12 protein-coding genes are annotated in these 11,797 nt (G+C 34.6%); 3 read left to right on the top strand and 9 right to left on the bottom strand.

Annotation, left to right across the window (positions count from 1 at the left end; all coding sequences use genetic code 11):
* Positions 1-110 precede the first annotated feature (110 nt).
* Both NSA47_RS11980 and NSA47_RS11975 read left to right on the top strand, forming a co-directional pair.
* Complete coding sequence (locus tag NSA47_RS11980) at positions 111-581, top strand: helix-turn-helix domain-containing protein (RefSeq protein ID WP_257532306.1); 471 nt, start codon at positions 111-113, stop codon at positions 579-581.
* A 250-nt stretch (positions 582-831) separates the two neighbouring features.
* Positions 832-1,488, top strand: a complete 657-nt coding sequence (locus NSA47_RS11975; protein ID WP_257532304.1) for a Dph6-related ATP pyrophosphatase — start codon at positions 832-834, stop codon at positions 1,486-1,488.
* 123 nt (positions 1,489-1,611) lie between these two features.
* On the opposite strand, the gene NSA47_RS11970 is transcribed toward NSA47_RS11975, so the two are convergent.
* The 6 genes from NSA47_RS11970 to NSA47_RS11945 form a co-directional block, all read right to left on the bottom strand.
* Positions 1,612-2,547 carry a hypothetical protein gene (locus tag NSA47_RS11970; protein ID WP_257532302.1) on the bottom strand — a complete coding sequence of 312 codons (936 nt, stop codon included), beginning with the start codon at positions 2,545-2,547 and terminating at the stop codon, positions 1,612-1,614.
* 217 nt (positions 2,548-2,764) lie between these two features.
* Complete coding sequence (locus tag NSA47_RS11965; protein ID WP_257532300.1) at positions 2,765-3,394, bottom strand: hypothetical protein; 630 nt, start codon at positions 3,392-3,394, stop codon at positions 2,765-2,767.
* Positions 3,391-4,038 (bottom strand): ABC transporter ATP-binding protein, encoded by a 648-nt coding sequence (locus NSA47_RS11960; protein ID WP_257532298.1) that lies wholly within the window; start codon positions 4,036-4,038, stop codon positions 3,391-3,393. The genes NSA47_RS11965 and NSA47_RS11960 overlap by 4 nt, the downstream gene beginning before the upstream one ends.
* A 17-nt stretch (positions 4,039-4,055) precedes the next feature.
* Positions 4,056-4,895, bottom strand: coding sequence for a hypothetical protein (locus NSA47_RS11955; RefSeq protein ID WP_257532296.1), 840 nt, complete (start codon positions 4,893-4,895; stop codon positions 4,056-4,058).
* Entirely contained in the window at positions 4,876-5,379 is a 504-nt protein-coding gene (locus NSA47_RS11950) for a hypothetical protein (RefSeq protein WP_257532294.1), read from the bottom strand. The genes NSA47_RS11955 and NSA47_RS11950 overlap by 20 nt, the downstream gene beginning before the upstream one ends.
* A gap of 241 nt (positions 5,380-5,620) precedes the next feature.
* Positions 5,621-6,421 (bottom strand): hypothetical protein, encoded by an 801-nt coding sequence (locus NSA47_RS11945; protein WP_257532292.1) that lies wholly within the window; start codon positions 6,419-6,421, stop codon positions 5,621-5,623.
* 421 nt (positions 6,422-6,842) lie between these two features.
* Between NSA47_RS11945 and NSA47_RS11940 the strand changes: the two genes are divergently transcribed.
* A complete protein-coding gene (locus NSA47_RS11940; RefSeq protein WP_257532290.1) occupies positions 6,843-7,688 on the top strand; it encodes a LysR family transcriptional regulator in 846 nt (281 codons plus the stop codon).
* 79 nt (positions 7,689-7,767) lie between these two features.
* On the opposite strand, the gene NSA47_RS11935 is transcribed toward NSA47_RS11940, so the two are convergent.
* From NSA47_RS11935 to NSA47_RS11925, 3 genes are all read right to left on the bottom strand, one after another.
* Entirely contained in the window at positions 7,768-8,817 is a 1,050-nt protein-coding gene (locus NSA47_RS11935; RefSeq protein WP_257532288.1) for a proline racemase family protein, read from the bottom strand.
* Positions 8,818-8,969: 152 nt separating this feature from the next.
* Positions 8,970-10,232 (bottom strand): MFS transporter, encoded by a 1,263-nt coding sequence (locus NSA47_RS11930; RefSeq protein ID WP_257532286.1) that lies wholly within the window; start codon positions 10,230-10,232, stop codon positions 8,970-8,972.
* 87 nt (positions 10,233-10,319) lie between these two features.
* Positions 10,320-11,417 (bottom strand): alcohol dehydrogenase family protein, encoded by a 1,098-nt coding sequence (locus NSA47_RS11925; protein ID WP_257532284.1) that lies wholly within the window; start codon positions 11,415-11,417, stop codon positions 10,320-10,322.
* Positions 11,418-11,797: the final 380 nt, after the last annotated feature.

The raw sequence follows: 11,797 nt of genomic DNA, 5'->3' as shown, positions 1-11,797 counted from the left end.
TAGATACTTTGTTATTTAATCGTAATGCAACTACAGGTTGACAAAAAAGCAAATGACAATTGGTAGTATGATCACTGAAATTTATATATGCTTTAAGAGAGGTGATATAAGTGAATTTTTCAGAAAGACTAAGATTATTAAGAAAAGAAAAAGGATTGTCCCAAGAAAAACTTGCCGAATTATTAAATGTATCTCGTCAGTCGGTTTCAAAATGGGAATCTGGCCAAAGCTATCCCGAAATAGATAAACTGATTACATTGAGTGACTTATTTAAAATAACATTAGATGATTTAATAAAGGGCAAAAAATCAGAGGATATTGCTGGTGTTGATGATGAAAAGGAGGAACCTTTACAGCAAATTATGGAAGAAAAAGAGGAAGAAATTTCACAGCAAATTATCCAAGATAATGATGAAGGTATTGATGAATATCTAATGTTGGGAGGATTTGTTATTGGTATAGCCATTGGGCTTATTACTGACAATATTATATTAGGTACAGTAGGGGGATTCTTAGGCTTTGGATTATCTTATATTCTTAAAGGAGTTAAAGGGATAATCAATAAACATGAAATCAAATAAAGGAAGACTTCAAGCCTGATACTGTTTATGGGAGTGCCAGCCGTAGCCTGTAAGCAATCGCCCTTCGCTATCCCTTGTGCTCTTGGGTAAGCATGACATGGGTGCTACTAGGGCTTACACATCGTTTTGCTCTTTGAAAGCAAAGTACCACTCCAAAGGACCTATATAGCAGACGCTATGAAGGCAATGGATGATTTCTCTATGATATAATAGGCTTATGGCATTTCGTTAAAGAAAGTAGGGGATGGATTTGAATAAAGGCTCTTTTGTTTCATGGAGTGGAGGAAAAGACTCTTGTCTTGCATTATATAAAGCTAAGAAGCAAGGATATACAATCAAAAAATTGCTTACCATGTTTAGCGAGGAAAATCAGATAAGCTCATCCCATAGATTAAGAGAAGATATCATCAGGGCTCAAGCCCGTGCAATCAGTATCGATTATACCATAGGAAGTTCTTCATTTCATAGCTATGAACAAGTCTTTGTAGCCAATGCCAAGAAATTTAAAGAACAGGGTATGGACTATGGCATTTTTGGAGATATCGATATAGAAGAACATAGACAATGGGAAGAGAGAGTTTGTCGGAATGTCTCTATGACAGCGGTACTTCCTCTATGGGAGAGGGAGAGAAAAGAATTAGTTGCGGAATTTTTGCAATTGGGATTTAAAGCTAAGATCGTAGTTGTCAATAGGAGTATGATACACACAGGATTTTTAGGAGAAGATTTGAGCTTTTCAATATTAAATGATATTGAGGAGTGCGGTGGCGACCCATGTGGCGAAAATGGTGAATACCATACTATAGTATATGATGGCCCTATTTTCAAACACCCCGTTGATCTAAAATTTGGAACAGATATCATTCAAGTTGGAGATACATATGCACATATTAAAGTAAATAGCTAATTCAGTCATCATAGGAAAATATGTAAAGGACAGAGAGCTCTTCTCTGTCCTTTATCTTTGCTTTATTAAATGAGCTGTTGTGCCAGCTAAATGGAAAATTTGCTTTGTGTTCATCAACTACCTCTATGGGGTAATAAGATGCTCTAGCTCCTGTTGCAGCCTTTCAATTGTTAAGACTTCCTGTTCTTCCAAGCGATAAAGCCTATCTATGACGTCTTGTACCTGTCTGCTTACGTTTAGTACACTTTTATGAGAGTTTTGAATTTTAGATTGCATAAACCAATCAGAAACTAGACCATCAAAGAAGAAGTCTGCAAATTTAGAAAAACCATCAATATGGATATTAATATCCTCGGTGATTTTCACATCTGTAAGTTCTGTCTTGAACTTACGTAATAATTCCTGGGTTTTTTCTACTTTATCCTTAGCATCATCTAGATGGGAGTGTTTGGCAAGATCGGTAAGCAATCCACCACCAAACATATCCCAAAGCCCCCAATTCTCTGCACTTTCAAGGCTTCCTGAAATATTCTCCAAATGGCTTATTACATCTTTCCCTACCCGTATGGCTTCCTCAATCTCCGTTAAATTATTTTCTGCATCATTGATTTTCTTTGTTAAATCTAATATTTTTTCTCCTTTGTCTAAATCAGTTTTTATTAACATATCTTTCTTTTGAGCATATAGAAGATCATATTTTGTGGGATAATCTATGTATTTCATTTTTTCAGAGGAAAGCTTAGAAATCTCATCTTTTATATTCTCTAAATCCTTTACAGCCTGATGGTATTTCAGCCTTGCTGCTAAGGCTTCACTTTTTTCCTTTTCTAATTGCTTTTCTAGATTTCCAAGAACTGAATGAAAAATTTGAGTAAGGCTTTTTCTTTCAAGCTTCTCCACATCTAAATCTTCCTTCTTCAAGATGGTTTCTAACGGATACATTCTCTGCTCAAGGGACTGTTTTTCCTCTTCAAGCTCTTTAAGCATAGATTTAATTTTTTCTAATCGGTAAATTCCTTCCTGTGCTTTTTTCAATCCTTCATTGATTTGATCATGCATAGATCATTCCCCCTAAAATAATAAATCTTTTTCAAGCCCCACCCTACTTCTCATAATATATGGAAACACTCTGTCTGTCGATAAATGTAATGGGTTTAAATTTAATTATAAGGGAGACTTGGCATTTTTGTAAAATATAAACTCAGCTTTTAAATCAAAATCCCACCTAAGGTGGGCTCGGTTTGCTCTATTTTGTTTTTCCGTTTTTCAAATCTAATTATACCCTTTCCTTATTTAATAATTGGTTCATATGAATCTTTATAAAATTAAATTTTAAACCATCACTGTCTTTGGGGAATACTAACTTTACTTGATAGGTATCCTCATAAATATTTTTCATGGTATCTTTATCTACTCTAAATCTTAAGGTTACATTTTCTTTCTTTTCTCCTAGATCTCTTTCCCCTCTTTGGACTTCAGCAAATTTCAGCTTATCTCCAGCGTATCCTAAGTTATCTTCAGCATATTCATCATACACTGTTACATAATTACCAATTATCCTCTCTTTTTTATCGCTTATATTCAATATAATGGATGTTGGATAATCTGTATAGAATAACTCTATATTGAATGGCCCTTTATGAAATCCTTCTGATGTTATCTCACCATGCTTGTATAAGTTTATAAAAAATTTTAAATCTGAACTGCCCTGGTCATCCACATTTTCTAAGATTTCAAATTGTTCTATTTCAAAGTTAATTCCGTTTATATTAAAAGTTGAAGCATAGTTAACCTCTGTGTACAATTCCTCTCCCCATAGATCTTTATTTAATTGTACAAATCTATAGGCACTTCCTAATATAAATAATACAGCAAAAATGATAATATAGTATTTCTTTTTTTTCATTTAACTTCTCCCTGTACAATTCTGCCATTTTCAATCTTAAAAATATAATCAGATATCTGCTCTAAGCTTGCTTTGTCATGGCTGGCTATTAATATGGTTTTCCCTTTTCTTTTTTGATTTTCTATAATTCCCAGTATCTTTTCTACACTTTCTTCATCTAGCGAATTTGTTGGTTCATCTAATAATATTAAATCTGGGTCTTCCATCAAAGCTTGGGCTATCCCCAATTTTTGTTTCATTCCTAAGGAGTATTGTTTATACTTTCTGCTATCCTTTGGATCTAGTCCAACCAACGTTATTATTTGATCGATATCTTCACTCGTGATGATATCTTTGATCTCTGCAAGCAGTTGTAAATTTTGTTTTCCTGAATAATTAGGCAGAAATCCAGGATTTTCTATAAGTACACCTATGCTTTCTGGAAAAGACATATCTTCATGTAACTTTTTATTGTCTATTATGATTTCCCCTTCAGTAGACATAATTAAGCCACATATTGCTCTAAAGAGCATGGTCTTACCAGAACCATTAATCCCTCGAAATCCATATATTTTCCCTTTATCTAGTTCTAGGTTTATATGATCTAAGACAACGTTGTTTTTTATTTTTTTTGATACATTTTTTATTTGAATATATCCTTTCATATTCCTCTCCTTTTTAATCAGTCTGTTTTTTGAGACACTAACATATCAAATTTTCTTATATAGATGCTACCTATTATCAATACTAATATAAATACTGCTAGGTTATAAACTATTGTATTTATAGGATTGATGGGATACATCCCATCAAAAATATTTTGTCTTAACAGCAAAGAGCCTTGAATAGGTAGCATAAATTGGTTTATATATAAAGAAATTACTAGCATGGAAATATTTATTAGATAAATATAAGCTGGCTTTACTATAAATGAAATCAGCATCTGTAGTATAGACGTGGTAATAGATGCTAGAATATATATGCATAGGGTTAATAAAACAAATTGTATGCCACTATAATTACTTTGTAGGGTAGCTAATATAGATTCCTTAGAGAAATTACTCCACTGAAAAGATAATTCAAACATAGTCGTAGAAAATATCAATAGGATGGCTAATAGAATGAGATAAAAAACCATTACTGTTGCTATCATCCATATCACCTTTGATATCCAAATCCCCCTTCTATGCCCCATTCTTACTATGGCATGGGCTGAATCCTCAGATAAATCATCATAGCAGTAACTTCCTATTAGATAAGTTACATAGATATGAATCAAAATCCAATTCACAGGGAGAGGCAATGCATTATAGTCAATTCCCTTAAATAGACTAAAAAATAAATCTGTAAAGTTTATATCCTTTGAACTCATTCCCAATTCAAATGCTGCACCCTGGATATTCGCTATATTGATCCATATTACAGCTATAAAGATGAAGGTTACCCCTATAAATTTATACTTATTGTTTTCAAACCCAAAGATCAAATCTCGTTTTATTAACTTAGTAAATTTCGTCTTCATCATTATTCCCACTCATCAATAATTTTTTTGTGTTATATACTTCCTCTTTTTTGTATAGCATTCTTCCCATTTCAAATATTAAAAGGGTAATACCCCCAAATTTTAAAATATTTAAAAGTGCAGGGATATAGCTTGCCAGATACTTTATACTAAAACTTATATTTGATAATATGACTGAGCCCTCTTGATTTAAAACTTCTGGAACCAGTATAGTCCATATTGCCATGTATGCAAGGACTTTATTTCCTGTTATCATCTTTATTATTAAAACTATTGAAGCAAATAGGGATAAACCTATAGTATACAGTAAAATCAAACTCATCAGCAGGATAAATGTACTTCCCCATTCCATATATCTCCCTTGAGTAAATAGTAAGCCTACTACATAGCTAAATATAACCAGATACATACTTATCATGAAATTAGTTATTACAATATGTCCTATCACTTGATTCCATATTTTTTCTTTTCTTTCCAATCTCATGATAATATATGTATTCTCTGTAAATTCCAACAGCTTCATTGTGATTATTGTGCAAACTGGAATATACAGAACGCCTTGTCGAAATAAACTTAAATTATTGTATGTTAACTGCAATTCGGAAATATTTAACTCTTTAGAACTCACAAATGAATCTAAAAATATGCTAAAAGTAAATATACAAAAGCAAAAAAGGATAAAAAATCTATTCTTATATAGATTCATTTTGTATAACTTCAATGATTTAAATCCCCTCATCTTTACTTACTCCTTTAGCATATATCATCAAACTGCCTATAAATAAAATGAAAAAAATAATACTAATAGATACTATGTTTATAGGATGCACCGGTTGGTCTGCAATTAAAAACTTAGCTGGCACTAAATGGGGTAGCCCTGCAAGTTCAAACATATGCATTGATATGTATACTAATACAGGTGTAGTAACGACCAACAGTCTATTCTTACAATAGGCTGACACAGCGAGTCCCATGGAGGCAAAGGTTCCGCCAAATATAAATGTCAAAAGGAGATATACACCCACATATAAATACGGATGAAAATAAAATAAGCTGGTAAACATATCTTTTGGCAAAAGACTTGCATCAAATATACTAGGATGAACGGCTGGTAATAGCATCATGAGTATATAAAAATTTAAAATAAGTGGTATGATTACAACAATTCCACCGATAATAAAATTTGTAATATACCTAGATATAAAATAATTCTTTTTCTTAGATCTCGTATATATACTTTTATTAAAGCCACTATGTTTATCTACCCAGTATGAATCAGAATAAGGCAGACTAGCCAATACTGGAAGTAACATAAAGAATAGTAATGTAAAATGGTTGAACCCATCATTACTAATCCATTTCACAAAAGGATTAAAATAGGATGCCCCATCTCCATAATATTTTACTCCAGGAATTACTTCTATATAAATTTGCATCAATGAAAGGAGTGCCCCTATAGCTATTACAATGAGAAATTGTCTATTATATATCGCTCTTTTAAAATCCATTTTCAATAATTTTATCATCTTATCCCACCATTTTTTAGAAAAGAGCTACTTATACTAAAATAAGTCGTTCTTTCCCCTCTAGTATTCTATATAAAAGCCTTATAAATTTATTTACCGTGCACACACGCATATATTAACATAGATTATGTAAAAAAATTGTCAAAACATATCCTCAAATTAAGAATGCTGTTGGAGGAGGCACCCCATCATGTTGAAGAAATCATAAGCTTTAGCAAGTTGATATCCATACGCTATTATGTCAAAAGCTTAAATCATCATTAATGATATCAAAAATAGATTGAGGAGATAGTGAATAATTCAAGCTTGACCCCATTTCTCATGACGATAAATCGAATTGCGGAAGTTCCTTAATTATGCTATATTGTACCTGTAGATGTTATTTTATTCACATAATATGACATGGATTGGGGACTAAAAAATGAAAGAGCGCTTTAACCTTGAATACCTAAACACATTTGTTATCGCGGCTGAGACAGGAAAATTTAATGTCACGGCAGAAATGGTATATCGCTCTCATTCTTCCGTCAGTATGCAAATCAAAAAATTGGAAGAGCAGATTAATATGCCACTTTTCATTCGAAGCAAAGACACTTTAACGCTTACTAAAGTCGGTGAAACTTTATATAGCTATGCACGGCAAATTCTTGATTTAAACGATTCTGCATTTAATTCACTAAACCACTCTGATTGGAAGGGCTCTCTTACCTTTGGGGTTCCAACGGATTATGCAGATTTTTTTATCCGCTTTGTATACCCCAAACTTCAGGAAGAATATCCGGATTTCAACCTTAAAACCATATGTTCCAGGAGTCGTGAACTGCGCAATGATATCAAAACCAATCATATAAATGCAGCTATGGTTGCAATGGAGCCCCAATATTCGGACGATATATTTCTATGGGAAGAAGAACTCTGTTGGGTAAGTTCCAAAGATTTTATATATGAAGCAGATTCCTATCTGCCCATTGCTCTTTTCTCTGATAATTGTATCATTAATAATCATTCTTTATATTGCCTAAAAAAAACCAATATTAATTTTAAAATCGTATTTACAAGTACAATGATGGATAATATTGCAAGCTGTGTTAAAACAGGAGCAGCCATTTCTCTCCTGCCTAAGTCTCTAATCACTGACGAATTTCGAATTCTTCCACTGGACTTTCTCCCTTGCCCATTTACTTTAAAGATAGGTTTAACCTGGGGAGAAAATGCTGATTTTGCCATGTTGGATTTCATAAAAAAAACCATTATTAATAGTTTATAAAATCTATCACAAAAGCCAGTACATATCCTTCTATATGCACTGGCTTTATATACTGCTAATTATCATATATTATTAGATACTACCAAATATCACCTACTGTGAATCCTTCCGGAAATGGATCTGTCTCCTCTAGTACATATTGACTGTAGCCATAAATCCACGCCTGTCCTCCAATGGTGGGAACAATTGCCTTACGTCCATGAATTTCTGTTTCTTCCACAGCGTGTCCTGTAAAGATAATTCCCAGAAGCCCTTCACGTCTGAATGGTTGATTCAATGCTAACTCTCCTTTGGCATGTTTTACTGCCATTAGTGCACAGGTTCCTGTTCCGCATGCACATCGATCCAAAGCACCTGTCCATGTCTCTGGTTTATCAAAATCAATCTCTCCTGTAAATACAGTATTTACACTTTTCCAGTCTGCGTTTGGATTATCCGATGGTCCATGTAATTCAGAAATAGTAATCCCAATTCCAGGATAATCCGGATGTTCTACTGAAAGTTGCTCCTGGGCAGCTTTCATACATAGGGCAGATACCTTTGCAATTTCTTTCCCCATCTCTGGAACCAATTTTAATCCTTCAAACTGTCTTACATCAATCAATACATAGAACATTCCGCCCCATGCAACATCTACTTTCACTTTACCAAGATGAGGTACGTCAATTTCTTTGTCTAAATATACAGGGAAAGCTGGTACATTTGAAAAAGTAACCTGTGTTACTTTACCGTCCTTACAGTCTGCTTTAATTCCAATAAGACCAGCCGGAGCTTCCAAATAAAATTCTGTAACCGGTTCTTCCATAGGAATCATTCCCGTCTCAAGAAGTGCAGTTGCCACAGAAATAGTATTTCCACCGCTCATCATTGGATATTCTGTCTGTTCCATGATAATATATCCAGCTTTTGCCCTAGGGTCCTTTGCTGGTACAATCAGGTTACAGCAAAGAGGCGGATATCCCCTTGGCTCTCTAAGCATAAGCTTTCTAAACTGGTCATCATTGTCCCGCAACCAATTAGATTGTTCATATACTGAATCTCCGGGAATTGTAGGTATTCCGCTAGTTACTACCCTCATTGGCTCACCACAATGGGTTTCTACTGCATTAAACATTCTTTTAAATGCCATGGTCCCATTTCTCCTTTTTATATTTATTATTTTTTAAGGTTTTAGAGAATAATATTTCAATAATTAATACAGCATGGGCTAAAATAGCCGGACATAAAATATTTTCTTATAAATATTGATATTTTCCCCATCCACATTCACTCCATTGTATTTCACAATTTATATTGTTTCTGATTTTTTCTTGCAAGGGATAAAATTCCAACTCCTGCACAAATGGCAACTGCAATCATTGCTGACATATACACAAAAACCATTTTATATGCCTGTTCAGCTGGATATCTATCCAACCATCCACCGACCTGTGAAAACATGAAGGCATCTGGACTAAACCCAATGGCGGATATAATTCCAATGGCCGTTCCTGACAGGGCCTTGGATATTCTTGCTTCATTCATCGTGGCATAATAAACGCCTCTGACTCCGCTTACAAAAAAACCAATGGCCATTACCAGCAAAATAATAATAAGCGGAGATCCTTTTGTGGGATATAAAAACATGGCCACTGAACATGTAATCAAAATAATCAGTCCAATAATGGACATTTTCGTAGAAGATTTTATTTTATCCGCCACCATTCCAAAAACAGGCATTGCCAAAAGTCCCAATCCATACTGTCGAAAAATTGCTACACTTCCCACCGTTGCACTGGATATTCCATATACCTCACTCATATAAGGGGTTGTATAGGACTGCAATGCAAAGACAGAATATGTACCAAATATCAGTATTGCTACCAGCCACAATCCCGGTGACTTTAGCAATTCTACATAATCTTGCTTGCGAATTACAGTCTTTTCTCCATATTCATCCTGTACATCAACAATTAACAGATATGCAAGAATACCTGCCACAAAATAACAGATTGCATAATATAACAATACCACTCTGTATCCTGTCCTTGCCACTGCAAGGTTCTCCATAATCGCCAAAGCTATAAAGGGTAAAATTACACCAAATAGCGACCTCATGCCTTCTGAAAATCCATAGTATTTTCCCTGTCCTTCTTTCCCGCCTAAGATACGAACAATTCGAATATAAGCGGCCCAGAATATGAGAGTGCCGTCTAAAGCCAGTGCAACATGGATAAATAAAAGAACATAAAACGGCGGATAAGTCATATACCAAAGGGTAAGCAATCCTCCAATGAAACATGACAAAGTGACCAATTTTTTCGAACTAATCCTGTCTGCAAGAAAACCGCCAAAAAAATATCCTACCATACTGGCAATTCCTACTGCACTTGACAACAATCCAAGCTGTGCATTATTAATTCCTAAAACTTGAAGTACCTGTTCATAAAATACTTCTCTTAAATATGTAACTTTATAGACGCATCCACCAAAGAACGTGAGCATAGCGATAATTGCGTACTTTCTTTTTGTTGATAAAACCGATAAACTCGTATTTACAGACATACATCTCATCCTATCTGTTCTTTTTATAAAGAATTAGATTCTGATACAAATATGCCAGAACCTAATTCTTTTATTCAGCTTTCATCACTATTTTGCAGTAACATCCAGCACGATCTTACCAACCAGCGTCTTAGACAGAAATGCTTTCTGCGCTTCAACAATATCTTTCAAAGCAAATTCTTTCGCTACAATAGGTCTAATTTTGCCCTGCTCAATGTAACTAATCAAATTTAAGAAAGACTCTCTGGATTGATAAGTACTTCCAAACAGACTAAGATCTTTTAGATAGAGATTACGTACATCTAACTCTACCATTGGTCCACCGATAGCGCCTACAACACCATATTTCCCACCTTTTTTCAGGATTTCCAAAAGTTCTGGCCACTGTTCTCCGGCAACCATATCCAATACAACATCAACTTTCATCTTACCGATTTTTTCCACATAGCTTTCGCCTCTGAGTACGATCTCATCAGCACCGTATCCTTTTACTCGCTCTACCTGATCCGATTCACAAACTGCAATAACCTTTGCCCCTCTGATTTTAACGAGCTGAACCAGTGCAGATCCAACTCCCCCTGATGCCCCTGTAACTAGAACTACATCCTCCTTCTTTACACCTACTCTATGGACAAGATTCTCAGCCGTTCCATAAGAACAGGAAAATGTAGCTAATTCTTTATCTGACAAATCCGAATGGATAACAAAGGCTTCTTCTGAAAGAGCTGTTGCATATTCAGCAAATGTTCCATCACATTCAGAACCAAATGTAATACATTCTATACCATTTTCACTGGATGGTGCTGGCTGTACACTGCGGATGATAACTCTTTCCCCAATTCTATCTTGGCTTACGCCTTGGCCAACTGCTACAATTGTGCCGCTTCCGTCTGCCCCTTGAATTCTTGGAAATGCCATTGCCTGCCCAAGCCATGAACCATCATCTTTTACATCCTCTTTAAATCCTATTGCTCCCCCTGCATTTGTTTCCTTTTTAACACTCTTAGAATACCAGCCAATACGTGTATTAACATCTGTATTATTTACTGCAGCAGCACCAATTTTCACCAATACTTCTCCTGGCTTTGGTGTAGGAACATCAATATCTGTACGATATTCCAACTTATCAAATCCACCATTTCCAGTTAAATATACGCCACACATTTTTTCAGGTATTGCGCTCATAAGAATATCCTCCTCAATAATTATAATGATTAATCTTTTAAATGAACTCACATTGATCTTTTGACTAAAATATCCAAAACTTTGCGCAAATTTTTGGGTTTTTATATGCTGTCAATGTTAATTCCATTATAAAATAACATTGTTAAAAATCAATCAAGTCAAATTGAATGTAACATTCAAAAACTTTGAACACTTAAACCATAAATATGTGGCATAGTTTTTTAATACTGCTTTCTTTTTATTGGTGATTTATGCCATCTTCTCTCTGTCTTCCCCCAGTCAACATCCTATTGTATGCCTTTGGACTTTTGATTGCATAAGCCATGGGTCATCTAGACCCTTAAGCATAAAATAGCAAAAATAATAGGGGGCAGGCTTGA

Source organism: Irregularibacter muris, assembly GCF_024622505.1.
Classification (GTDB): domain Bacteria; phylum Bacillota; class Clostridia; order Eubacteriales; family Garciellaceae; genus Irregularibacter; species Irregularibacter muris.
This window is presented reverse-complemented; position numbering and strand designations above follow the sequence as displayed.

Bases quoted from the DNA above. Each gene is read 5' to 3' on its own strand.
- NSA47_RS11970 (WP_257532302.1), bottom strand. From the start codon at position 2,547: ATGCATGATCAAATCAATGAAGGATTGAAAAAAGCACAGGAAGGAATT.
- NSA47_RS11965 (WP_257532300.1), bottom strand. From the start codon at position 3,394: ATGAAAAAAAAGAAATACTATATTATCATTTTTGCTGTATTATTTATA.
- NSA47_RS11960 (WP_257532298.1), bottom strand. From the start codon at position 4,038: ATGAAAGGATATATTCAAATAAAAAATGTATCAAAAAAAATAAAAAAC.
- NSA47_RS11955 (WP_257532296.1), bottom strand. From the start codon at position 4,895: ATGAAGACGAAATTTACTAAGTTAATAAAACGAGATTTGATCTTTGGG.
- NSA47_RS11950 (WP_257532294.1), bottom strand. From the start codon at position 5,379: ATGAGATTGGAAAGAAAAGAAAAAATATGGAATCAAGTGATAGGACAT.
- NSA47_RS11945 (WP_257532292.1), bottom strand. From the start codon at position 6,421: ATGATAAAATTATTGAAAATGGATTTTAAAAGAGCGATATATAATAGA.
- NSA47_RS11940 (WP_257532290.1), top strand. From the start codon at position 6,843: ATGAAAGAGCGCTTTAACCTTGAATACCTAAACACATTTGTTATCGCG.
- NSA47_RS11935 (WP_257532288.1), bottom strand. From the start codon at position 8,817: ATGGCATTTAAAAGAATGTTTAATGCAGTAGAAACCCATTGTGGTGAG.
- NSA47_RS11930 (WP_257532286.1), bottom strand. From the start codon at position 10,232: ATGTCTGTAAATACGAGTTTATCGGTTTTATCAACAAAAAGAAAGTAC.
- NSA47_RS11925 (WP_257532284.1), bottom strand. From the start codon at position 11,417: ATGAGCGCAATACCTGAAAAAATGTGTGGCGTATATTTAACTGGAAAT.